This window comes from Jejuibacter sp. L23 (genome assembly GCF_050815825.1).
In the GTDB taxonomy this organism is placed as follows: Bacteria; Pseudomonadota; Gammaproteobacteria; order Enterobacterales; family Enterobacteriaceae; genus Jejubacter; species Jejubacter calystegiae.
Window position 1 is genome coordinate 502,649 of record NZ_CP138199.1, and the last position, 24,105, is coordinate 526,753.

Sequence of the window (24,105 nt, forward strand, 5' to 3'; positions counted from 1 at the left end):
TTTTCTCCTTACCAGAATAGAGCGACCAGCAGAATCACCACGCTGACGACGGCGGTTACCACCCAGAGTCCCTTAATCACCGGCTCTGGCCCCATTTTTTCATCCTTCACAATGATATTGGCAGCTTTAGGCGCCAGCCCGAACCAGGTTTTGGTATGCAAAGCCGCGGCGGCCAGAGCGATCAGGTTCAGGATCACAACGACCGGATTACGCAGAAAGCCAACAAAGTTTTCCCAGGATTCCGGACCGCCTTTCAGCGAAAACAGACCAATCAGTAGCACAATACTGAACCAGACGGCGGGTACCGAGGTGCCCTCACGCAGCATATAGAAGCGGTAAAAGCCCAGCTTTTTCCACCAGTTGGACGGCATGGGCCGTACATAAGGTTTACGTTTCGTGGTCATGCTGCACTCCTTAGCGTGGTTTCAGGGTAGCGATAAGGAAGTCTTTCGAACTTTCCACCTTGCCCTGCTGAATGGCCGCAGCCGGGTCGACGTGTTTGGGGCAGACTTCGGAGCAAAAACCCACAAAGGTGCAGCTCCAGACGCCGTTCTGGCCGTTGAGCTGGGGCATACGCTCCTTCCGCCCGTTATCGCGGCTGTCCAGGTTATAACGGTGGGCGAGGGTAATCGCCGCCGGGCCGATAAACTCAGGGTTCAGACCAAACTGCGGGCAGGCGGCATAACACAGGCCGCAGTTAATACAGCCGGAAAACTGGTGATACTTCGCCATTTGCGCCGGAGTCTGGCGATTGGGGCCCTGATCCGGCGTGCGCGCGTTGCCGATAATGTAAGGCTTAATCGCCTCCAGGCTTTCGATAAAGTGAGTCATATCCACCACCAGATCGCGCTCGATGGGGAAGTTCGCCAGCGCTTCTACCTTCATGCCGCCGGTATATTCACGCATGAAGGTCTTACAGGCGAGTTTTGGCACGCCGTTGACCATCATGCCGCAGGAGCCGCAGATAGCCATACGGCAGGACCAGCGGTAGCTCAGGTCCGGCGCAAGGTTGTCTTTGATATAGCCCAGAGCGTCCAGCAGGGAGGTTTGCTCATCCCAGGGAATCTCATACCAGGCGCTGTGCGGTGCGTCATCCGTTTCCGGGTTATAGCGCACCACCTCGATTTTCATCTGCTTCATCTCAGCCATTGGTCGTCTCCTTCTTCTCGGCGGCTTCCGCTTCGGCACCGTAGACGCGCTTCGCGGGCGGGAGCGTGGTGATTTTCACATCGCTGTACGCCAGACGGGTGGTGCCATCCGCCTCGCGGAAGGCGAGGGTGTGCTTCAGGAAGTTGACGTCGTCGCGCTCGGTACAGCCTTCATCCAGGCGCTGGTGGGCGCCGCGTGACTCTTTACGTGCCATGGCGGAATGCGCCATACATTCGGCGACGTTTAGCCCGTGTCCCAGTTCGATGGTGTAGAGCAGGTCGGTATTAAAGACGCTGGAATTATCGGTAATGGTGACGCGTTTAAAACGCTCCTGCAGTTCAGCCAGCTTGTCGATGGTTTTCTGCATCAGTTCCGGGGTGCGGTAGATGCCGCAGCCTTCTTCCATGCTCAGCCCCATTTCGTCACGGATCTTCGACCAGTTTTCTCCACCCTGCTGGTTCACCAGATCCTTCAGCCGACGTTCGACATCGGCGACCTGAGCCTCCAGCGCGGCGTCGTTGGCGGGCGTGGCCTGACGAGCGCGCTCAATGGCCTGTTCACCCGCCATACGGCCAAACACCACCAGTTCAGCCAGCGAGTTGGAGCCCAGGCGGTTAGCGCCGTGCAGACCAACGGAGGAACATTCGCCCACGGCAAACAGCCCCTGGATTTGGGTTTCGCAGTGGCTGTTGGTTTCGATACCGCCCATGGTGTAGTGCGCGGTGGGGCGAACCGGAATCGGCTCTTTGACCGGATCCACACCGACGTAGGCTTTGGCCAGCTCGCAGATAAACGGCAGGCGTTCCAGCAGTTTCTTTTCGCCCAGGTGACGTAGATCCAGCCAGACCACATCGCCGCGCGGCGTAGCGATGGTGTTGCCTTTGCGCCACTCGTGCCAGAAGGCCTGAGAGACTTTGTCGCGCGGGCCCAGCTCCATATATTTGTTCTTTGGCTCGCCCAGCGGCGTTTCCGGGCCCATACCGTAGTCCTGGAGGTAGCGATAGCCATCCTTGTTGACCAGGATGCCCCCTTCGCCGCGACAGCCTTCGGTCATCAGGATGCCGGAGCCGGGCAGACCGGTGGGGTGATACTGCACGAACTCCATATCGCGCAGCGCCACGCCGTGGCTCAGCGCCATGCCCATCCCGTCGCCGGTGACGATACCGCCGTTGGTGTTGTAACGATAGACGCGCCCGGCGCCGCCGGTCGCCATTACCACCGCGTTGGCGCGGATCTGCACCAGGCTGCCTTCCATCATATTCATGGCCACCAGACCGCGTGCGTGGCCGTTATCCACCAGGATGTCGAGAACGAAATGTTCGTCGAAGCGCTGAATCTGGGGGAACTGAAGTGAGGTCTGGAACAGGGTGTGCAGCATATGGAAGCCGGTTTTATCGGCGGCAAACCAGGTGCGCTCAATCTTCATGCCGCCAAAGCGGCGGACGTTGACGGAACCATCCGGGCGACGGCTCCAGGGGCATCCCCACTGTTCGAACTGGGTCATCTCGGTGGGGCAGTGATGAACGAAGTAATCGACAACATCCTGTTCGCACAGCCAGTCACCACCGGCGACGGTATCGTGAAAGTGATATTCAAAACTGTCGTGATCCTGAGCCACCGCGGCGGAACCGCCTTCGGCTGCCACGGTGTGGCTACGCATGGGATAGACTTTAGATATCAGTGCAATTTTGGCGTCGGGGTTCGCTTGAGCTGCCGCAATGGCAGTTCGCAATCCCGCTCCGCCAGCGCCAATAATGGCGATATCGGCTTGAAAAGTTTGCACGACATTCCTCCGTAATTTTTATCGTTCGTAAGGCTATTGCTGACCAAAGGTATAGACCACACTGTGGCGGGGAGCCATGAGTCGCAGCATATTCACCTGCCCCTTTGTGGGTAGCGTAGTATAACCGGGGTGTTAATAAGGAAATTTGATGTGTTCGATTTTTTTGCGGTTATCGCGGGTGATTTATCACTGGATTTGATGATGCAGATCCCAAAAAACCCCCCGGGGTAAAAAGCGCGAAAACAGCTGGCCAAAGTTTGTTTCGCCCATGAGATGCGAGTAGACTTCCGGGCTGGTTTATTTTTGGAGACGTTCCCATGAGCGAGACGGCCACCTGGCAGCCTGGCGCCCCGATTCCTAATCTGTTGAAACGCGCGAAACTGGTGTCAGACATCCGACGCTTTTTTACCGATCGCGGCGTTGTGGAGGTGGAGACGCCCTGCATGAGTCAGGCCACGGTGACAGATGTCCATCTGTTCCCGTTTGAAACCCGTCTTATTGGCCCCGGCCATTCTGCGGGGACGCCCCTCTGGCTGATGACCAGCCCGGAATACCATATGAAGCGCCTGCTGGCGGCAGGCTGTGGGCCGGTTTATCAGATCTGCCGTAGCTTCCGTAATGAAGAGATGGGTCGCTATCACAACCCGGAATTCACCATGCTGGAGTGGTACCGCCCCTGTTATGACATGTACCGGTTGATGAACGAAGTCGACGACCTGCTGCAACAGATTCTGGAATGCGAAGCCGCCGAAACGCTCTCCTACCAGCAGGCGTTTCAGCGCTATCTGGAAGTGGATCCGCTGTCGGCGGATAAGACACAACTGCGTGAAGTGGCGGCGCGGCTCGATGTGAGCAATGTGGCTGATACAGAAGAGGATCGCGATACCCTGCTACAGCTGCTGTTTGTCACCGGGGTGGAACCGAATATCGGCAAAGAGCGACCGACCTTTATTTACCATTTCCCCGCCAGCCAGGCGGCGCTGGCCCAGATCAGCTCTGAAGATCACCGGGTGGCGGAGCGCTTTGAGGTTTATTTTAAAGGCGTGGAGCTGGCGAATGGCTTCCACGAGTTGACCGATGCGAAAGAGCAGCATCAGCGCTTTCTGCAGGATAATCGCAAGCGCGCCGCAATGGGACTGCCGCAGCAGCCGATAGATAACAACCTGCTGGCGGCCCTGGAAGCGGGGATGCCCGACTGTTCCGGCGTAGCGCTGGGGGTCGATCGTCTGATTATGCTGGCGCTGGGGGCAGAAAGTCTGAGCGAGGTGATTGCCTTTACGGTCGATCGCGCCTGATTCGCGATACTATTATTACCATTATTAATGGCGCCATGGTTTAATATATGAAACTGCGGCGCTATTTTATTTCCAGAACTAAATGCATTATTTTATATGAAAATGCGTTATACATTTTTGTCGCTAGCTTATACGTTATTCTTCGATTATCCCTGTTAAAAATAGTCCTTTGCTGACATAGGGTTATATTTTAATGGCTGTTTTTAGCCTAATGAACGTTGTGCAGGTCACAATTATTGAATCATATTCTGTATCGGCTTTATTTGTTTTAGGGTTCACGGTACTTTCTTTTCTTAGTATTTTCTGAGAACCATATTTTATTCCTTTGCTGGTTAACGGAGAACTGACGCTTTTGCGCCGGATAATCTGTGGAGCCGCCATAAATAAAAGGGACGCTCGCTATGAATATTTCGACCCTGCGTCAGCACCAGATTCCTGTTCGGATGGTGCCGCGCGCCGCCGTTCCTTTTCATCTGCTGATTAAGCCCGTTGGTCCCTCCTGTAATCTGGCCTGTCGCTATTGCTACTATCCGCAGCGCGATACGCCGCCGGGAAAAATAGATGATGAGGTGCTGGAAACCTTTATTCGTCAATATATTGCGGCTCAGCCTCCGGGCGTAAAGGAGATTAACTTCGTCTGGCAGGGGGGAGAGCCGTTGATGGCCGGAATTGGTTTTTACAAGCGGGCGCTGGCGTTACAGCAGCGGCATACCCCGCCGGGCGTTACGGTCAGCAACAGCCTGCAAACCAACGCTACCCTGGTGACGGAAGCCTGGTGCCAGCTGTTTCGCCAGTATGGCTTCATTATTGGCGTCAGTCTGGATGGCGACGCAACGTTACAGAATAGCCATCGCCCCGATAAGCGTGGCAACGGCAGCTATCAGGATGCGCTGCGCGGTGTGCGCCTGCTGCAACAGCATGGTGTGGAGTTCAATGTGCTGGTGGTGGTGCATAACGGCGTGGTGGAGCGGGCAAGAGAGATCTACGACCACCTGGTGGGACTGGGCGCGCGTTTGCTTCAGTTTCAGCCGCTGATGGCGGAAGGCGATGCTGTAGACCAGGGTTACCAGCTAAGTGCCGAGGGGTGGGGACGCTTTATGGTGACCATTCTGCGGCGCTGGAAGAAGCGGCGTGATATCGGCCGGGTTTTCGTGATGAATATCGAACACGCCCTGGCGCAGTATTTCACCGGCGTCAGTCCGGTATGCGTCCATTCGGCACGCTGCGGCACCAACCTGGTACTGGAACAGGATGGGCAGATCTACGCCTGCGACCACCTGATTGATGATAAGCACCGCCTGGGAAACCTGAACGGCGATACCCCCCTGGCCGACATGGTGGAGGCCTCCACCCGGCTGCCTTTCGGGCATCGTAAGAGCACGCGGCCGGAGTGTCAGCGATGCAGCGTGCGTATCCTGTGCCAGGGAGGATGTCCCGCTCATCTTGACGCTCGCGGTCAGAACGCGCTCTGTGCCGGGTATTTCCGTTTCTTCAACGAGTTAGTCACTCCGCTGCGGCGCTGGCCGCGTGATATGGCGGGGTTCAATGCCTGGCGGGCCACGCTGTAAGCGCCGGTCAGTTCCATCCTGACAGTGACATGGGAGAAATCAGTGAGAAAGACAGCAGTCGCACTGGCGCTTGGCGGCCTGATGGTTGGCAGCGCCCAGGGAGCCGCTCCGGCACGCCCTAACGTGTTGTTGATTGTCGCCGATGATATGGGGTATTCCGATATCAGCCCCTTCGGCGGAGAGATCCCTACCCCTAATCTGCAGCACCTGGCCGAACAGGGGCTGCGGATGAGTCAGTACTACACCTCGCCGATGTCGGCCCCGGCCCGCTCGATGCTGATGACCGGAAACACCAATCAGCAGGCGGGTATGGGGGGAATGTGGTGGTACCAAAATACCATGGGGAAAGATGGCTATGAGCTACACCTGACCCCACGGGTGACCACTATGGCGGAACGTTTTCAGGATGCCGGTTACGCCACGTTGATGACGGGTAAGTGGCATCTTGGACACCTGCCGGGCACTATGCCGACCGATCGCGGCTTCGACCACGCTTTTGCACTAATGGGCGGTGGCGCCAGCCACTATAGCGACGCTATGCCGCTAGGCACTGGTGAAGAGTTCCATACCTGGTATACCCTGGATGGCAAGCGTATCGCGCTGGCGTCGGACTTCTATTCGAGTGAATCCTATGCGCGGCAGATGAGCCGCTGGATTAAAGAGACGCCGCGCGACCAGCCTTTCTTCGGTTATCTGGCCTTTACTGCGCCCCACGACCCCCTACAGGCGCCGGATGAGTGGATCGCGAAGTTTAAGGGCCAGTATGAAGAGGGCTATGCGCCGGTATACCGTCAGCGTCTCGCCCGACTGAAACAGCTTGGCATAATTAACGATCAGACGCCGCTGCCGGATCTTGAGCTCGACAAAGAATGGGACAGCCTGACCAAAGAACAGCAGCGCTATACCGCGAAGGTGATGCAGGTTTATGCGGCGATGATCGCCAATATGGATGCCCAGATTGGCAAGGTGATGGAGACGTTAAAGCAAACCGGGCGCGACAAAAACACCATTGTGGTGTTCCTGACCGATAACGGCGCCAATGCGGCGCCCGGCTTCCACTACGGCTCTAAACCGGAATACTGGAAGCAGTTCGACAACAGCTATGACAATATCGGGCGCAGAGGCTCTTTTGTCTCTTATGGCCCACACTGGGCGAACGTCAGTAATGCGCCTTATGCCCGCTTCCATAAGACCAGTAGCGGTCAGGGCGGTATCAATACCGATTTTATTATCGCCGCACCGCAGATCGCCAGGCAGGGGAGCGTCAGCCATACCCCGATGGCGGTTTATGATGTTGCGCCCACGCTTTATGACCTGACGGGTATCGATCCCCGGCGTCAGATTAAGGATAAGGCTACGCTGCCGATGGTCGGCGTCAGTTTTAAATCTTATCTGACAGGGAAAGCGGAGCAGGGGCCACGCAGGCAGATTGGCGTGGAGCTCCATAATCAGGTGGCCTGGATAGACGGCGACTGGAAGCTAAGGCGCCTGGTGAAGCGCGGACCGGAGGCTGGGGATGCCCCCTGGGGGCTGTTCAACCTGCGCCAGGATCCGCTGGAAACCCATGATGTTGCCGCCAGCCATCCTGATGAAGTCCGCAAGCTGAGCGAAGCCTGGCGTAAGTTTGCTGATGACACCATGGTGATCAAAGCCCGTGGAGAAGCGATCGAGTATGCCGGCGTGGATCGGAAAACCGGCCACTGGATAACGCTCGATCCCAAAACCATGGAGCCGGTGGTGAGCGATATTCCGGCGAAGTAGGGTAAATCAGGGAGCCTTACAGGCTCCCTGCGCTGCGTCGTCCGGCTGAGGAGATGGTTCGCTGACCGCCGCCCAGCGTTTCCAGACGCGTCTGGAACGGCGGGAAAGGAAGATCGATACCGTGTTCGCGGAAGCTCTGAAGGATCAACTGATGAATTTCGTGGCGCAGCGGCATACGGTGGCCCATTTCGGCGGCATAGATACGCAGTTCGAAAATCTGTAAACCCTGCTGCAAATCGACCAGATAAACCTCCGGCGGCGGGTTCTCCAGCACCAGCGAACAGCGGTTTGCGGCGGTGGTCAGCAGTTCGGTGACTTCTTCGCTATTGGCCTCCGTGGGGGCCGGGATCGTCAGCACCACACGGGTGATCGCGTCAGAGAGCGACCAGTTAACGAACTGTTCGGTAATAAACGCCTGGTTAGGGACGATGATCTCTTTGCGATCCCAGTCGCTGATGGTGGTGGCGCGGATATTGATCCTGGTGATGCTGCCGGTCAGCTCGCGGATCGTTACGGTATCGCCAATGCGGATCGGCTTCTCAAACAGGATGATCAGACCTGAGACCAGGTTGGCGAAGATCTGCTGCAAACCGAAGCCAAGACCGACACCGAGCGCGGCCACCAGCCACTGGAGCTTCGACCACTCAATGCCGATCATCGAGAAGCCCACCAGGCCGCCGATCAACACCAGAAGATATTTGGTGATCGTGGTGATGGCGTAGCCTGTGCCCGGCGTCAGGCTCAGATGCTGCAACAGCGCCAGCTCCAGCAGTGCCGGAAGATTACGCACCAGCTGGGCGGTGATAATCAGAATCAGAATGGCGATCAGCACCGCGCCAAGGGTGATGGGCTCGACGCTCTCGACCCCCTGTATCGTGGTGGTTACGTCCCATAGCGAGATATTCTCCAGGAAACCGAAGGCGGAGTGGATCTCGGACCACAGCAGGATCACCGACACCAGCGCAATCAGCATCAGCACGGAGCGTACCAGCCGCAGCGACTGGGCGCTGATGGTATCCAGATCCACCACCGGCTCTTCAATCTCCTGGTTGCCTTCGGTGCTGTGCGGGTGAGTGGCTTCCTCCTCGCCCCGGGCGCGCTGGGCCAGCATCTCGGCGCGGCGCTGTTTGGCGCGGTCAAAGGCCAGACGCCGACGCTGAATCAGCATCCAGCGCCGGATAATGTGGTAGATCACCAGCAGGAAGAACCAGATAGCCACCGAGGTTTCCAGGCGCGCCAGCAGCGCCTTAGCCGTGGCCAGATAACCGATGCTGGCCGCCATCATCGCCAGCAGCGGGGCGCAGATGAGCATGCCCCACAGCACGCGGTTGACCAGATTGTTGCCGCTGCCTTCTTTATCCAGATAGAGCGGCAGACCGGCATGTTTCAGGCTCAGGGTGACAATCGCCAGCGCGCCGCAGATCAGCAGGAAGCACAGACGCCCCAGCGAGGCGGAAAATTCGCGGTCGTTGAGCTTATCGAACATGATCAGCGCCATAATCAGCGGCACGATAAAGCCGACGCTCATCAGGTAGTAACGCATGGCGCGCCCCACCTGGAGCCGCGGCCAGCCGAAATGCACCACGAACAGCCCGTTGGGACGTGCGAAGGTGGCGCAGATCATCACCACCCAGAGCAGGGGAACGGTGGCGGTCACCCCTTCACCGATGGCGACCGCCAGCGGATAAGGCCAGGCTTCGCGCAGTCCATAGCCGAGCGTGGCCCACAGTACCGGTAGCGGCGAGGCGACCAGAATCGACCAGAACACCGTGCGCATGGTCAGCCAGAAGTGATCCTGGGTGACTTTGCCTACCCGGGCGCTGGATCGTTCCAGAAACGCGGTAAAGTGGCGGCGGGAGCCGATGCTGAAGGCGACCAGTACCAGCGCGAAGAACAACGGCGGCAGGGTAGTGCGGCTGGTTAGCATCATGGCGCTGGCTTTGCCCAGTTGACTCAGGGTATCCAGAGAGATCAGGCGCCGCAGATCCTGCACCACGCTGATGGGCCAGGAGAGCCCCATCGGGCTGACATCGGCGGTCCAGAACAGATAGCGATGGGTGGCTTCGTTCATCTCCTTCAGCGCTTCTTCCAGCTGGCTATTGGCGACCTTGAGCCTGGTGAGATCCAGAATCAGGCTGTCGCTGCCCTGGAGCAGAGAGCTCAGCAGTTCGCGCTGGGTTTTTAACTGGGCATTCAGAATACGTTGCTGTTCGGCGGTGAGCGGCTTGCCATCCGCCTGTTGAATCTGACGCAGTTGGCCCTGTTTATTGAGCCTGTCTTCGTAGCGCAACCGCTGTACCCGCTGCTGCGCCATTTCGGTATCCATCTGCTGGGGTTTGGGCATCTCCGGCAGCCGCGCCACCTGGGCGCGCAGCGCTTCACCTAGCACGTTAGAGGCGCCGAGCCACTGGGACTGCTCGCGCAGCGTATCCAGCGCCTGACGCACCTGTAGAGTCTGGTGCGCCGCCTGGCGCTGCTGGGAGGCGACCAGATCCATACGCTGTGCCTGCTGATTCAGGGCCTGGGAGAGTTCGCGGTTAATGCGGAACTGCGCCACGATATCCGGCGGCAGGTTATCGCTGTTTTCCGCCAGCAGTTCGGTGCTTTCCAGCGCTTTTTCCGCTTCGCGCTGGCGCTGGGCATTCAGGTGATTACGCAGCGCCTGGAGTCGGGAATCCAGCTGGCCCGCCTGTTTCTGAGCCAGTTCGGCGCGCAGCCGTGCCAGCTCCTGGCGATTACTGGCGGAAAGCTGGGCCAACTCCAGTTCATCCACCCGGGCTTTAAGGCGTGCGGCATCTGCCTGACTGGCCAGCTGTTGCGCCTGGCCCAGCGCCGTGGTGGCCGTGGTTTGATTATTCAGCCGCCGCTCCAGTTCACTGAGTTGACGGCGGGTCTCGGTCTGCTGGTGAGGGAGCTGACCCAGAGAATCGGCGATTTCGCGATTGCGCTCCTGTTCGAGCCTGGCCTGGCGGCTCTTTTCCAGCAACTGGCTGCTGACCTGGAGAATCTCCTGATTCAGCGCATCGGTGGAGATGTTCTCGCTGATAACGGGCGTTTCATCGGTCAGGTTGGTGAGTTGCTGGCGCAGGGTTCGGGTCAGCGTGGGGAGGTTGTCGATAACCTGCTGATACTGGCGGGTGCGCTCAAGAGACTCTTTACGCTCCTCCAGCGAATTTAACGCCGACTGGAGCGCATCGACGGTTTCCGTCTGCCCTGGCTGGTTTTTGGCCGCTTTGGCCTGCTCCAACTCCTGGGCAACCTGCTTTTCGTCAGGAACGGCGGTGGCGGCGTGCGCCCCCATGCTCAGGCCAAAGGCCAGCAGAAAGATCATCAACAGGCGCACGTCGCTTTACCTTTATCCCTGATGAACCTTAACGTTCGGTTTTATCGCTGGCGGAGGCGTTCGGCTGCTCATCTTGAGCGCTGGCCGGTGCCTGTGCTGGTGCCGAAGAGCGGCCCGCGGTGGGGTTGTTCTCTTCGGTGGCCTTTGCCTCAGCGGCAGCTTTGGCTTCTTCAGCGGCCTTAGCGTCGGCAGCGGCTTTAGCCTCTTCGGCAGCCTTCGCGTCGGCAGCGGCTTTAGCCTCTTCGGCGGCCTTAGCGTCAGCAGCGGCTTTGGCCTCTTCGGCGGCCTTAGCGTCGGCAGCGGCTTTAGCCTCTTCGGCGGCCTTTGCCTCAGCGGCAGCTTTGGCTTCTTCGGCGGCCTTAGCGTCAGCAGCGGCTTTGGCCTCTTCGGCAGCCTTCGCGTCGGCAGCGGCTTTAGCCGCTTCAGCCGACAGCGCCAGAGGCTGGCCGATACGCGTGGCGGACAGGCTGCGCAACGATCCCAGTAGTTCGACCTTGCCCGGGGCAAACAGGTTAATGACCGTTGAGCCCAGCTTAAAGCGGCCCATTTCCTGACCCTTCAGCAACGCCACGCTGCCTTCGCTTTCGCCTTCCGGCCAGCTCCAGCGCTTAATAATCCCCTCGCGCGGCGGCGTGATGGTGCCAGCCCAGACGGTTTCAATACTGCCGACGATGGTTGCACCCACCAGAATCTGAGCCATCGGACCGAATTCGGTATCGAACAGGCAGATTACGCGTTCGTTACGGGCGAACAGATTAGGGACATTTTGCGCGGTCAGATGGTTTACCGAGAACAGATCGCCCGGTACGTAGATCATCTCCCGCAGAATGCCGTTACAGGGCATATGCACGCGATGGTAGTCACGCGGTGACAGGTAGGTTGTTACAAAGCTGCCGTCGCGGAACAGATCCGCCATCTGGGTGTTACCTGCCAGCAGGGCATCCAGCGTGTAGAGGTGGCCTTTAGCCTGTAGCAGCTTGTTCTGTTCAATGGCGCCCAACTGGCTGATAGCGCCATCGGCGGGCATCACCAGCACGCCCGGGTCGGTATCGAGCGGACGTACCTCTTCCCGCAGCGGGCGGACGAAGAAGTCATTAAAGGTGCGGTAGCTGGCGGTATCCGGCTTCAGCGCCTCTTTCATATCCACTTTGTAATATTTAACGAACAGATCGATGACCAGTTTGGTTAGCCAGCCAGCGCGTTTACTTGCGCCCCAGCCAGCCAGACGCGTAAGCCACTGTTTGGGCAGAATATATTGAAGCGAAAGCTTGATGTCGTTCAGCAAAGTAGCCTCCAGGCCTCTGATTTGTCAGTCCTTCCCCGCCCTCCTGGACGAAGGACGGGCATTGCAGAAAAGGGGGCGAATTGTAGCGGCGCCCGGTTTAAAAGTCAGTCACCGGTTGAGGAAAAGCTTTTGCGGGTTTTGACCTGCGCCATGCTTTCCAGGATTCGGTGGTAATTCTCAAAGCGGGTTTCCGCAATCTCTCCCCGCTCCACGGCGGCACGAATCGCACAGCCAGGGTCGGTATCGTGTTTACAGTCGCGATATTTGCAACTGCCTAAATATGCATGAAATTCGACAAAACCGTGGGTAATTTGTTCCGGCTCCAGATGCCAGAGGCCAAATTCACGTACCCCCGGGGAGTCGATCACATCGCCGCCGTGGGGGAAATGATACAGTCGGGCGGCGGTCGTCGTATGCTGTCCTAGCCCTGATACGTCGGAAACGTCATTGGTCAGGATCTGCTCTTTCAGGCCCAACAGCGCATTAAGCAGGCTGGATTTCCCCACGCCGGACTGCCCGGCGAAAATGCTGACGCGCCCGGTCAGCGCAGCTTCCAGTTCTTGCAGACCTTCTTCCCGCAGGCCGGAGACCATCAGCACCTGATAGCCAATATCACGGTAAATCGTCATCTGCTCTTCAACGAAGGCCATTCCTTCATCGTCCAGCAGGTCGGTTTTGTTGAGCACAATCAGCGGTTCAACGTTCAGCGTTTCGCAGGCCACCAGATAGCGGTCGATAATATTCAGCGACAGCTCAGGAAGAATAGCCGAGACGATGACAATCTGATCGATATTCGCTGCAATGGGCTTTACGCCGTCGTAAAAATCCGGGCGGGTCAGCACTGAGGTGCGATCGTGTACGGCCTCGACAATACCATTAACGCTGGTGCCGAGCCCTTCTTCTTTGCCGGGACGCCAGACCACGCGATCTCCGGTAACCAGCGAGCGGATCGTTCGACGTATATTACAGCGGTGTACCGTACCGTCACCGGCTTCTACGTCGGCGTGCATACCAAAACGGCTAATGACCCGGCCTTCGCCCGGTTCGCCAAACAGGCTGTCGTCATAATCGACGCTTTCCGTTTTTTTAAGGCGGCGCTGATGGTTTGCTTTTACGCGGCGCTGCTGGCCTTTGGAGAGCTTGTTTTTACTCAATCGTCGGGCTCCTGGTCGCTCCAGATGAACAAAACCTCTATGATACACGCTATTTTATACGAAATAACCCATCCCATGGGGTGGGGCTATCGTGAAACAGGTGGAAAAGAGCATGAGTGGAAATGAAAACAATCTGATCTGGATTGACCTGGAGATGACGGGGCTTGATCCGGAGCAGGATCGCATCATTGAGATTGCCACGCTGGTGACCGATGCTAATTTGAATATTCTTGCCGAAGGGCCGGTGATTGCGGTCCATCAGTCCGATGCGCAGCTGGCGCTGATGGACGAGTGGAACGTGCGTACCCATACCGGCAGTGGACTGGTGGAGCGGGTTAAGGCGAGCCGCTATGACGATCGTGCCGCCGAACAGGCCACCATTGAATTCCTGAAGGAGTGGGTGCCCCAGGGCACATCGCCGATTTGTGGCAACAGCGTGGGCCAGGACCGTCGCTTTCTGTTTAAGTACATGCCGGAACTGGAAGCGTACTTCCACTACCGCTATCTGGATGTCAGCACCCTGAAAGAGCTGGCACGGCGCTGGAAGCCTGAGATTCTGGCAGGCTTTAAAAAGCAGAATACCCATCAGGCGCTGGATGATATCCGTGAATCCGTGGCTGAGCTGGCGTACTATCGTGAGCACTTTATTCAGCTATAAATCGCCAGAATCCTGGAAATGTGCCGCGAAAATCGCCAAATCGTCGAAGAAAGCGGCACTCAAACAAAAAACGCGAAATTTTTTGTTCCAGGGCTTGCGACGTTGCGGATTTCTCGTATAATGCGCCTCCCGTAACGACGCAGAAATGCGTAGCTACGCAGAGCGGGAATAGCTCAGTTGGTAGAGCACAACCTTGCCAAGGTTGGGGTCGCGAGTTCGAGTCTCGTTTCCCGCTCCAAATTTTAGCCCTTTGGGCAGCACATCTCTAAATGCGGGAATAGCTCAGTTGGTAGAGCACAACCTTGCCAAGGTTGGGGTCGCGAGTTCGAGTCTCGTTTCCCGCTCCAGATTTTCTTATCGTCCCTCGTTCTTCCAAACTCATCGTCGTACCAGACTATGCTGTTCCAGCATCCCATTTTTTATCATCATGATTACCCCTGACAGGATCTGCAGACAGTCTGTCACCGCCATTTATTCTGTATGTGGTATCCGGCGGTGACCCTGTGCAAGAGGATTAGCGACCGGTTATTAAGGTCTGTATCCGCGCATAAGCCTGCATCATCGTTTTGCCATGGCTATTCAGATCCTGCAGATGTTCGTTTAGCTCTGCCTGTACTTTCGGATCCTGAACTCTCGCCATTGAACCGCTGATTTCGATTTGGGCTTTGTGGGCGCTGATGTAATCAGCGACTTTCAGGCTGCTGTTCAGCGCGTTGGTGATTTGCGGCAGTATCTCAATCAGGGTGTTGGCGGGAATGCTGACGGTCCTGTCATAGGCTTTGTCGTAGACAGCTTTTAAATCTTCCGGTTGTTTGAGCTGTTGATGGGCGCTATCGGCTTTAGCCTGTATTTGTTTAACCTGTTCGCTCATTTCACTGATGTTTTGTTGTGCAGCCTGGATGTCGTCGCGGCGTGATATCAGATCGTTCAGTGAGCGTATCGCTCCCTTCTGAAGCAGTGTATCAATAGATTTCATGCTGGAATCTAACGCGCTGTTGAAGTCAGTGATGACCGCGTAATGGTCTGCATATTCACCAAATGATTTCGACTCTTCCGGGGTTAATTTGGGGATGTGGAGACCTGGTTTGTCAATGATACGGGTTTGCAGGAACTGGGTGAACGCGGCGCGTTGTTCAGGTTCATCATTACCGCAGGCGATGAGAAGGAATGACAGCACGCACAGGAGCAGCCAGTGTGGGCGAAACGAAAATTTCATATTTTGTCGGTCTCCAGAAATAGACGAGTAAGTCCGTAGCAAACTTAGCGTTTACGGTAGAACAAACCTCTTTTTTGTTACATGTTAACAGCTTGATATTAAATTATAATTAACAGTGTAGTGGCGTTATCCCGTTTCGTTCAGAAATTTGTATAAGGAAAGGGAAAACGGTCCGTATCAGCTGGCAATATGAACGTTTTACTTGTATGCATCCTGATAACTTCGTTTTAAATTCTGCCTGCTTACTTTTCCTTCACCGGACTTGTGTCATATTAAGGCGTTTTTTAAGGTGAGCTCTATGGCTTTGGACTGTTAGTGGTCGTTATCCACTTACGGGTAGTGCTCGTCACGGGGGATATAACCTGTATGCTATCTTTCTGAATGCGTTTTCGGTTTTCATCATTCTTTTTATTCAGCAATTTTCAGATTTTCGTCTACGCTTTTTTCTGCGCGACTGGCGGGTTCTGTTTCTGCGTTTTGTGGGCGCGGGCCAGCGTGACTATCAGGCTGCGGACCCCGTCATTCGGGGAGAATCGCGCTTTCAGGCCTTATCGGAAAGCGGTGATGATTTTTTTAAACACAAGGCTTGACTCTGAACCCAAACGGCGCCAAAATTGCGTCCACGCCTTGAGGGTAAGGCCAGGAAAGATGTTAATAATCAGTAAGTTAGATTTTTAGAATCTTCCGCCATCGCAAATCGCAGTCATGAGACTGCAGCCAGTTCAGATTCAATGTGTTTTGAGTTGTACTCAAAAGCATATGCGGGAATAGCTCAGTTGGTAGAGCACAACCTTGCCAAGGTTGGGGTCGCGAGTTCGAGTCTCGTTTCCCGCTCCAGATTTTACAGCACTTTTGTTTGTTCAGGCGCTCCTGAAAAGAGCTCCTGTTTTCCGTGTTTCACACTTTTGTGAACAGAGTTATCCACAACCCCTCTTATCCGGCTTGTTTTCAGCGCTGGAGAATTTCTTTTACATAATTTCTGTAATCACTTCTTTTTTAACGCATTTTTTTCATTTCGAACTGTTAACCAGATCACTTGACCATTTTTTCTTCATTGAATGGCAACGGGTTTTATTTTTTATGCACAGTTCAGGGAAGGGGATCAGGCGTCGCGCGGCAGCCCTTTTTCAATGGCTCTGACCAGGCGCTGCTGCTGTTTGGCTGGCCGTACTTCTACCGCATCGGCGCTGCGTTTCTCAAGCTGGCGGGCAATGGCCCAGTCGATATGCTCATCCAGTAGCGGATGTTCCCCCTGGCGTTGCTGCAACGCCGCCAGACAGTCCGGATCCCAGGGGGCATTCCCTAACGCCACGGCGATATTGCGCAGCCAGCGCAGATGACCAATGCGTCGAATAGCGGAACCTTCGGTTACCTTCAGGAACTTCTCTTCGCTCCAGGCGAAGAGTTCAACGAGCTGTGGGGCGTGCAGCGCCTGGCGGGGGCTAAAGTCTGTTTCGTCAGTCAGGTGCGAAAAACGGTTCCAGGGGCAGATTAACTGGCAGTCATCGCAGCCATAAATGCGGTTGCCCATGAGCGGACGAAACTCTTCAGGGATAGCGCCTTCCAGTTCGATGGTCAGGTAAGAGATACAGCGACGGGCATCCACCACGTATGGCTCCACGATGGCGCCGGTGGGGCAGGTAGTGATACAGGCCACGCAGCGCCCGCACTCTTCCTTTACCGGCCGATCGATGGGCAAGGGAAGATCGATCAGTAGTTCACCCAGAAAGAAGAAGGAGCCGGCATCGCGGCTGAGGATAAGTGAGTGCTTACCTGTCCAGCCAAGCCCGGCTTTTTCGGCCAGTGGTCGCTCCAGCAGCGGCGCTGAGTCAACAAAGGGTCTAAAATTCAGGGAGGTGCAGTGGCCGCGAATTGTCTCGCCCAGCTTTTTAAGTCGGTTGCGCAATAATTTATGATAATCGCGTCCCAGCGCGTAACGGCTGACGTAGCCCAGGCTGGGATTCTTCAGCGTGCTGGCGAAACCTGCTTTGGCAGGCAGATAGTTCATACGGACGCTGATAACCCGCAGGGTGCCGGGCAGCAGTTCGTGGGGGCGTGCGCGCATCATGCCATGGCGGGCCATCCATTCCATCTCACCGTGGTACTGCTTATCCAGCCACGCCTGGAGCGCCGGTTCACTGGCGGAAAGATCGGTGTCGGTAATACCGACATGCTGGAAGCCGAGCGCTTTGCCCCACTGTTTGATATCTTGCGCTAACTGATTGAGATCGAGGGGCTGTGACATGATGGACCATAACCTGAAGAACAACGACGTCAGTATCATACCACATGAGGTCTGGCCTGCAGACTGGCTGCGCGGAGCGGAAAAAGAGGCGGCAGATGCGCTGGGGCTGACGCTGTACGAATTAATGCAGCGCGCCGGCGAGGCCGCATTTCGTATTGCGAGTACTCACTATTCTGACAGCAGCCACTGGCTGGTGCTTTGCGGTCATGGCAATAACGGCGGCGATGGCTATGTGGTGGCGCGTCTGGCTCAGGGCGCGGGTATTAGCGTAACGTTGCTGGCCCTGGAGAGCGACAAGCCGCTGCCGGAAGAGGCAGAGAGTGCCCGGGCCGCCTGGCTCGATGCCGGTGGAACCATTCATAGCGCCGGAGCGCCCTGGCCGCAGGGCGTCGATCTGATTATTGATGGTCTGCTGGGAACCGGGCTGAATGCCGCGCCCCGGGCACCGGTGGCCCGGCTGATTGACCATATCAACCAGCATCCGGCACCGGTGGTGGCGCTGGATGTGCCTTCGGGCCTGAGTGCGCAAACCGGCGCGGCCCCAGGGGCTGTCGTTTCTGCCGACCATACCGTCACCTTTATTGCCCTGAAGCCCGGCCTGCTTACCGGTCGCGGCCGCGATTTCACCGGCCAGATTCACCACCATGCGCTGGGACTGGAGCCCTGGCTTAACGCCCGGCGCGCGCCCATCATGCGCTACGATGCCTCCCAACTGGCCCAGTGGCTGAAGCCGCGCCGCGCAACCGCCCATAAGGGGGATAACGGGCGCCTGGTGGTGATTGGCGGCGATCGGGGGACTGCCGGTGCCATTCGTATGACCGGCGAGGCCGCGCTGCGGGCTGGCGCGGGCCTTGTGCGAGTGCTTACTCACAAAGAGAATATCGCGCCGCTGCTTAGCGCCCGTCCGGAGCTCATGGTGCATGAACTGACACCGGAAAGACTGAGTCAGAGCCTGGAGTGGGCCGATGTGGTGGCGATAGGCCCGGGGCTGGGGCAGGGTAACTGGGGGAAACAGGCGCTGCAAAAGGTGGAAAACTTCCGGGGACCGATGGTCTGGGACGCGGATGCGCTTAACCTGCTGGCAATCAATCCCGATAAACGTCAGAATCGCATTATAACACCGCACCCCGGCGAAGCCGCGCGCCTGCTCAACAGTAGCGTGACACAAGTTGAAAGCGATCGCTTACTTGCCGCGCAAGCTCTGGTAAAAAGGTATGGCGGCGGCGTAGTGCTGAAGGGGGCCGGTAGCGTGGTGGCGGATGAACAGGGGCTGGCTGGCATTATCGATGCCGGGAATCCCGGCATGGCAAGCGGCGGTATGGGAGATGTCCTGACCGGCATTATCGCCGCCCTGCTGGCTCAAAAGCTCCCGTTCTGGCAGGCGCTGTGTGCTGGTTGCGTCGCGCACGGTGCGGCAGCCGATGAACTGGCCCTCCGCTATGGCCAGCGCGGTATGCTGGCCAGCGATCTGTTTACTGTGCTTTATCGTTTTGTTAACCCGGATGTGAAGTAACTGAATCATGACGAACCTTGTAACGCCTTTACCCGACGAACCCGCCACGCTGGCGCTGGGGCAACGTATTGCCCTGGCCACTCAGGGAATGACCACCCTCTGGCTGTATGGCGATTTGGGCGCCGGGAAAACGACTTTCAGCCGTGGTTTCCTTCAGGGGCTGGGCCATCAGGGCAACGTGAAAAGCCCGACCTATACCCTGGTTGAACCTTATGAGCTGGGGGATAAGCGAATTTATCACTTTGATTTATATCGTCTTGCGGATCCTGAAGAGCTGGAGTTCATGGGGATTCGCGACTATTTCACCCGGGATGCTATCTGCCTGGTGGAGTGGCCGCAGCAGGGCGCAGGCGTGCTGCCTGAACCGGATTTAGAAATTTATCTGAGCTACCAGGCGCAGGGGCGGGAAGCGGAAATCCGTGCCGTATCACCCGCGGGAGAGGCGCTGTTGGCTCGTCTGGCTTAACAGGGATTAACTATGTGGCGCGTTAAAGGTTGGCTGTTAGCTGCACTGGTGGTGCTGTGCGCACCGCTTCAGGCGGCGAGTCTGTCTGATATTCAGGTCTCCAACAAGGATGACCAGGCTCGTATTACCTTTAGCTTCATGGGGGACCCCGAGTATACCTGGTCCCGCCAGGGGAGCCGCACGCTGGTGCTGGATATCCGCCAGACCGGCATTATTCAGGGGTTACCGCTCAATTTTAGCGGGCAGAACCTGGTGCAGCGTATTCGATCCGGTACACCGGAAAACAGCCAGATGCTGCGTCTGCTGGTGGATCTCACCCGCGATGGCAAGCCGCGGGTTGAAAAGCATAACAGCGGTGCCAGCTATACCCTGGTCTTTACCATTGACGCGGATAAGCCGAAGCCTGCTCCGGCCCCGGTTGTGGCCCAGCGCCAGCCTGCCCCGGCACCAGCGCCCACGCCGGTAGCGACGCAGGCACCTACTCAGCCTGCGAAAAATCCCTTCCGGGCAGATAGCAACAGCGCTACGACCGTCGTGAGTGATAACCGACCGCTCCGCCCGGCGAAGGCGCGCAACACCGGTGCGACCAGCGGGCCGATTATTATCGCCATCGATGCCGGTCACGGCGGTCAGGATCCGGGAGCCATCGGTCAGAGCGGCACCCGGGAGAAAAACGTCACTATTGCTATCGCCCGTAAGCTGAAAAGCCTGCTGAACAGCGATCCGCAGTTTAAAGGGGTTCTGACCCGCGACGGTGACTACTTTATTTCGGTGATGGGGCGTTCCGATGTGGCGCGTCGCCATAACGCTAATCTGCTGGTTTCCATTCACGCCGATGCCGCGCCAAATCGCCAGGCCAGGGGCGCTTCGATATGGGTGCTCTCTAACCGCCGCGCTAACAGCGAAATGGCTAGCTGGCTGGAGCAGCACGAGAAACAGTCCGAGCTGCTGGGCGGCGCGGGCGATGTACTGGCAAACAGCCAGGCGGATCCTTATCTCAGCCAGGCGGTGCTCGACTTGCAGTTCGGCCATTCGCAGCGTGTTGGCTATGATGTGGCGCGCAGCGTTCTGTCACGACTGGATGGCGTGGGGCAGATCCATAAGCTTCGCCCCCAGCATGCCAGTCTGGGCGTGCTAAGGGCGCCGGATATCCCTTCGTTGCTGGTTGAAACCGGTTTTATCAGCAACAGCAGCGAAGAGCGTTTGTTAGGAAGCCACAGCTACCAGCAGCAGATCGCTAACGCCATCTATCAGGGGCTGCGCGATTACTTCCAGGCGCATCCGTTGCAAAACGCACCGGACCCGGCCCAGCCGCAGCTGGCCAATGCGGAAGGGGCGGGAGAACGTACCACCGCGACTAACTAAGGAGAGAGTATGCCGATTCAGATCTTACCCCCGCAGCTGGCGAACCAGATCGCCGCAGGGGAGGTAGTGGAACGGCCGGCGTCGGTGGTTAAGGAGCTGGTGGAAAATAGCCTCGATGCCGGCGCGACCCGTATCGATATCGATATCGAGCGCGGCGGCGCCAAACTTATTCGCATCCGCGATAACGGCTGCGGCATCAATAAAGAAGAGTTGTCGCTGGCTCTGGCGCGTCATGCCACCAGTAAGATTGCCACGCTCGACGACCTGGAGGCGATCATCAGCCTTGGCTTTCGCGGCGAGGCGCTGGCCAGTATCAGTTCGGTCTCCCGGCTGACGCTCACCTCCCGCACCGAAGCCCAGCAGGAAGCGTGGCAGGCCTATGCCGAAGGGCGCGAGATGGCGGTGACGGTAAAACCGGCGGCCCACCCCACGGGAACCACGCTGGAAGTGCTGGATCTGTTCTACAACACTCCGGCGCGCCGCAAATTTCTGCGTACCGAAAAGACCGAATTCGGTCATATCGACGAAGTGGTGCGGCGCATTGCGCTGGCACGCTTCGATGTCGCCATCAACCTGACCCATAACGGCAAGCTGGTGCGCCAGTATCGTGCGGTGCCGGAAGGCGGCCAGCGCGAGCGGCGGCTGGGGGCGATTTGCGGCACTGCCTTTATGGAACACGCGCTGGCTATTGAGTGGCAGCATGGTGATTTGGCGCTGCGCGGTTGGGTGGCGGAACCCCGCGGCTCTGACGCTTCTTTCGCTGAAATTCAGTACTGCTATGTTAACGGGCGCATGATGCGCGATCGCCTGATTAACCATGCCATTCGCCAGGCCTGTGAAGAGGGGCGCGGTGACGCCGGGCAGCCCGCTTACGTGCTCTATCTGGAGGTGGATCCCCACCAGGTGGACGTTAACGTCCATCCCGCCAAGCATGAGGTGCGGTTCCATCAGTCGCGACTGGTGCACGATTTTATCTACCAGGGCGTGCTGAGCGTCCTGCATCAGCAAACGGAAAGCGCGCTGCCGCTGGAAGAGAACGGCGAGGCGACATCGCCGCGCTGGCAGCCGGAAAACCGGGCTGCTGCCGGTGAAAACCATTTTTCACGTCCGGCCCGGGAGCCGGAGCCGCGCTATAGCGCATCGACCACTTCTTCGACATCTGAAACGCGGCGCGGCAGTGGTTCGGCGGGTGGGAGCGGCCAGGGCGCGGGCGACTGGCCCCATGCCGCGCCGGGCTATCAGAAACGGCAGGGGGCGCTGTATCGCCAACTACTGGATACGCCTCAGGAAGAAGAGGCGGCGTCCGCGCCTGCTCCGGCATCGGGTGAGGCTGCGTTATCAGCCCACAGCCAGAGTTTTGGCCGGGTGCTGGCGGTGATGCAGAACGAGCTGGCGCTACTGGAGCGCGACGGGGCGCTGACATTACTGGCGTTGCCGGTAGCGGAACGCTGGCTGCGTCAGGCACAGCTGTCACCTGGCAGCGAAAGACTACGCCCGCAGCCGCTGCTGATTCCGGTACGCCTGCAGCTTCAGGCCCCAGAGCGTGATACTCTGAGCCGGTACCAGGCGCTGCTGGCGGAAACAGGCGTAGAATTCGCCATCGATGCGCGGCATGTGACGCTCCGCGCGGTGCCTTTACCCTTACGACAACAAAATTTACAAATCTTGATTCCTGAACTGATAGGCTACCTGGCGCAGCAGACAGAGTGCGAGGCTTCCCATATAGCCCACTGGCTGGCCCGCCATTTAGCGAGCGAGCAAGTCGAGTGGAGCCAGGCGCAGGCGATAACGCTGCTGGCCTCTCTGGAACGCCTCTGTCCGCAACTGGTGAAATCACCGCCTGGTGGCCTGTTGCAACCCGTAGATCTACATCCGGCGATGAATGCCCTGAAGCATGAGTAACGAAAGTAAGGCTGGCCTGCCGAAGGCGATTTTTTTGATGGGACCCACCGCCTCTGGCAAGACGGCGCTGGCGATTAAGCTGCGCACTCTGCTACCGGTAGAGTTGATTAGCGTGGATTCCGCTTTGATTTACCGGGGTATGGATGTGGGGACTGCGAAGCCGGGGGCCGACGAACTGGCCCAGGCGCCGCACCGTCTGCTGGATATTCTGGATCCTGCCGAAAGCTGGTCGGCGGCGGATTTTCGCCGAAGCGCGCTGGAACAGATGGCAGAAATTACGGCATCTGGCCGTATTCCGCTACTGGTTGGCGGTACCATGCTCTATTTCAAGGCATTACTCGAAGGACTTTCGCCACTGCCTTCCGCGGATCCCGTGGTGCGTGCGCGAATCGAACAACAGGCGGCAGAGCAGGGATGGGGCGCACTACACCGGGAGCTTGAAGCTATTGATCCGGTGGCGGCGCAGCGAATCCATCCGAATGATCCGCAAAGACTTTCCCGGGCACTGGAAGTTTTTTTCATTTCGGGTAAAACTTTAACGGAGTTGACGCAAACTTCCGGAGACGCTCTACCGTATCAGGTGCATCAGTTCGCTATCGCCCCGGCGAGCCGTGAACTGCTCCATCAGCGAATCGAGCAGCGTTTTCATCAGATGTTGGCTTCAGGTTTTGAAGCAGAAGTTCGGGCACTTTTTGCCCGCGGAGACTTGCATACGGATATGCCTTCCGTTCGTTGTGTGGGATACCGCCAGATGTGGTCATATTTGACCGGCGAGATCGCTTACGATGAGATGGTTTATCGCGGTGTTTGCGCCACGAGGCAACTGGCTAAACGTCAGATGACCTGGCTGAGGGGTTGGGAAGGGGTGGAATGGCTGGATAGCGACCATCCCCGGCAATCTCTGCAGCGAGTGTTGCAGGTAGTTGGTGCGTGAGCGTATTGAACGTGTACAATTATGGCGACTCGTGTGTGTGCAAATTTTTTAGACAGTTTTTTCAGAGCCCAAGGGTTCATGAGTACAAACAACAAGCTATAAGGAAAAGATAGAATGGCTAAGGGGCAATCTTTGCAAGACCCGTTTCTGAACGCGCTGCGTCGGGAACGTGTTCCGGTTTCTATTTATTTGGTGAATGGTATTAAGCTGCAAGGTCAGATTGAGTCTTTTGATCAGTTTGTGATCCTGTTGAAAAACACGGTCAGCCAGATGGTCTATAAGCACGCGATTTCTACTGTTGTTCCGTCACGTCCGGTATCTCATCACAGCAACAATGCCGGCGGCGGTTCCAGCAACTATCACCATGGCAACAGCAATAACGCGCAGGCGGGTTCCGCCGGGCAGCAGGACAGCGACGCAACTGAATAAGGTGGCGGGCTGTAATCCCATGCCGGGGAACCAGGTTAT

Annotated in this window: 17 protein-coding genes, 3 tRNA genes and 1 pseudogene; 13 read left to right on the plus strand and 8 right to left on the minus strand. The window is 57.3% G+C overall.

Annotated elements, in window-relative coordinates; translation table 11 throughout:
- Nucleotides 1-8: 8 nt before the first annotated feature.
- Genes frdC through frdA form a run of 3 tightly spaced genes read right to left on the minus strand, consistent with a single transcriptional unit; the run spans nucleotide 9 to nucleotide 2,932 of the window.
- Nucleotides 9-404, minus strand: a complete 396-nt coding sequence (gene frdC, locus SCU88_RS02295; protein ID WP_175341577.1) for a fumarate reductase subunit FrdC — start codon at nucleotides 402-404, stop codon at nucleotides 9-11.
- A 10-nt stretch (nucleotides 405-414) separates the two neighbouring features.
- On the minus strand, nucleotides 415-1,149 hold the full coding sequence (locus SCU88_RS02300; protein WP_175341576.1) for a succinate dehydrogenase/fumarate reductase iron-sulfur subunit: 735 nt from the start codon (nucleotides 1,147-1,149) through the stop codon (nucleotides 415-417).
- Nucleotides 1,142-2,932, minus strand: a complete 1,791-nt coding sequence (frdA, locus tag SCU88_RS02305) for a fumarate reductase (quinol) flavoprotein subunit (protein WP_175341575.1) — start codon at nucleotides 2,930-2,932, stop codon at nucleotides 1,142-1,144. The genes SCU88_RS02300 and frdA overlap by 8 nt, the downstream gene beginning before the upstream one ends.
- 317 nt (nucleotides 2,933-3,249) lie before the next feature.
- Here frdA and epmA point away from each other — a divergent pair, with 317 nt between their 5' ends.
- From epmA to SCU88_RS02320, 3 genes are all read left to right on the plus strand, one after another.
- On the plus strand, nucleotides 3,250-4,227 hold the full coding sequence (gene epmA / locus SCU88_RS02310) for an elongation factor P--(R)-beta-lysine ligase (protein WP_175341574.1): 978 nt from the start codon (nucleotides 3,250-3,252) through the stop codon (nucleotides 4,225-4,227).
- A gap of 401 nt (nucleotides 4,228-4,628) precedes the next feature.
- Nucleotides 4,629-5,795, plus strand: a complete 1,167-nt coding sequence (locus SCU88_RS02315; RefSeq protein WP_175341573.1) for an anaerobic sulfatase maturase — start codon at nucleotides 4,629-4,631, stop codon at nucleotides 5,793-5,795.
- Nucleotides 5,796-5,837: 42 nt separating this feature from the next.
- The gene (locus tag SCU88_RS02320) at nucleotides 5,838-7,556 is read left to right on the plus strand and encodes a sulfatase-like hydrolase/transferase (RefSeq protein ID WP_175341572.1); all 1,719 of its coding nucleotides are present in this window, start codon (nucleotides 5,838-5,840) and stop codon (nucleotides 7,554-7,556) included.
- 16 nt (nucleotides 7,557-7,572) lie between these two features.
- Here SCU88_RS02320 and mscM read toward each other — a convergent pair whose 3' ends face one another.
- From mscM to rsgA, 3 genes and pseudogenes are all read right to left on the minus strand, one after another.
- Nucleotides 7,573-10,899, minus strand: a complete 3,327-nt coding sequence (mscM, locus tag SCU88_RS02325) for a miniconductance mechanosensitive channel MscM (RefSeq protein ID WP_175341571.1) — start codon at nucleotides 10,897-10,899, stop codon at nucleotides 7,573-7,575.
- Between the two features lie 382 nt (nucleotides 10,900-11,281).
- Nucleotides 11,282-12,184, minus strand: a pseudogene (gene asd / locus SCU88_RS02330) (archaetidylserine decarboxylase); the annotation flags it as partial.
- 104 nt (nucleotides 12,185-12,288) lie between these two features.
- On the minus strand, nucleotides 12,289-13,338 hold the full coding sequence (gene rsgA, locus SCU88_RS02335; RefSeq protein WP_175341569.1) for a small ribosomal subunit biogenesis GTPase RsgA: 1,050 nt from the start codon (nucleotides 13,336-13,338) through the stop codon (nucleotides 12,289-12,291).
- Between the two features lie 112 nt (nucleotides 13,339-13,450).
- Here rsgA and orn point away from each other — a divergent pair, with 112 nt between their 5' ends.
- The 3 genes from orn to SCU88_RS02350 all read left to right on the plus strand — a co-directional run bounded on the left by orn (nucleotide 13,451) and on the right by SCU88_RS02350 (nucleotide 14,343).
- Nucleotides 13,451-13,996: an oligoribonuclease gene (orn, locus tag SCU88_RS02340; protein WP_138095450.1), complete on the plus strand. Its 546-nt coding sequence runs from the start codon at nucleotides 13,451-13,453 to the stop codon at nucleotides 13,994-13,996.
- A gap of 162 nt (nucleotides 13,997-14,158) precedes the next feature.
- Nucleotides 14,159-14,234: transfer RNA gene (locus SCU88_RS02345), tRNA-Gly, on the plus strand.
- Between the two features lie 33 nt (nucleotides 14,235-14,267).
- Nucleotides 14,268-14,343: transfer RNA gene (locus SCU88_RS02350), tRNA-Gly, on the plus strand.
- A gap of 167 nt (nucleotides 14,344-14,510) precedes the next feature.
- Here the strand turns inward: SCU88_RS02350 and SCU88_RS02355 are convergent.
- Entirely contained in the window at nucleotides 14,511-15,212 is a 702-nt protein-coding gene (locus SCU88_RS02355) for a DUF3053 domain-containing protein (protein ID WP_138095451.1), read from the minus strand.
- A 761-nt stretch (nucleotides 15,213-15,973) separates the two neighbouring features.
- On the opposite strand from SCU88_RS02355, the gene SCU88_RS02360 reads away from it, so the two are divergent.
- A tRNA-Gly gene (locus tag SCU88_RS02360) sits at nucleotides 15,974-16,049 on the plus strand.
- Between the two features lie 265 nt (nucleotides 16,050-16,314).
- On the opposite strand, the gene queG is transcribed toward SCU88_RS02360, so the two are convergent.
- Nucleotides 16,315-17,457, minus strand: a complete 1,143-nt coding sequence (gene queG / locus SCU88_RS02365; RefSeq protein WP_175341568.1) for a tRNA epoxyqueuosine(34) reductase QueG — start codon at nucleotides 17,455-17,457, stop codon at nucleotides 16,315-16,317.
- On the opposite strand from queG, the gene nnr reads away from it, so the two are divergent.
- From nnr to hfq, 6 genes are all read left to right on the plus strand, one after another.
- The gene (gene nnr, locus SCU88_RS02370; RefSeq protein WP_175341567.1) at nucleotides 17,456-18,970 is read left to right on the plus strand and encodes a bifunctional ADP-dependent NAD(P)H-hydrate dehydratase/NAD(P)H-hydrate epimerase; all 1,515 of its coding nucleotides are present in this window, start codon (nucleotides 17,456-17,458) and stop codon (nucleotides 18,968-18,970) included. The genes queG and nnr overlap by 2 nt on opposite strands.
- Nucleotides 18,971-18,977: 7 nt before the next feature.
- Nucleotides 18,978-19,436 (plus strand): tRNA (adenosine(37)-N6)-threonylcarbamoyltransferase complex ATPase subunit type 1 TsaE, encoded by a 459-nt coding sequence (tsaE, locus tag SCU88_RS02375; protein WP_138095454.1) that lies wholly within the window; start codon nucleotides 18,978-18,980, stop codon nucleotides 19,434-19,436.
- A 12-nt stretch (nucleotides 19,437-19,448) separates the two neighbouring features.
- Complete coding sequence (amiB, locus tag SCU88_RS02380; RefSeq protein ID WP_175341566.1) at nucleotides 19,449-20,801, plus strand: N-acetylmuramoyl-L-alanine amidase AmiB; 1,353 nt, start codon at nucleotides 19,449-19,451, stop codon at nucleotides 20,799-20,801.
- Nucleotides 20,802-20,810: 9 nt separating this feature from the next.
- Nucleotides 20,811-22,703, plus strand: coding sequence for a DNA mismatch repair endonuclease MutL (gene mutL, locus SCU88_RS02385; protein ID WP_175341565.1), 1,893 nt, complete (start codon nucleotides 20,811-20,813; stop codon nucleotides 22,701-22,703).
- Nucleotides 22,696-23,637 (plus strand): tRNA (adenosine(37)-N6)-dimethylallyltransferase MiaA, encoded by a 942-nt coding sequence (miaA, locus tag SCU88_RS02390; protein WP_138095457.1) that lies wholly within the window; start codon nucleotides 22,696-22,698, stop codon nucleotides 23,635-23,637. Before mutL ends, miaA begins: the two co-directional genes overlap by 8 nt.
- 114 nt (nucleotides 23,638-23,751) lie before the next feature.
- Nucleotides 23,752-24,066: an RNA chaperone Hfq gene (gene hfq, locus SCU88_RS02395; protein WP_138095458.1), complete on the plus strand. Its 315-nt coding sequence runs from the start codon at nucleotides 23,752-23,754 to the stop codon at nucleotides 24,064-24,066.
- The last annotated feature ends 39 nt before the right edge of the window (nucleotides 24,067-24,105 follow it).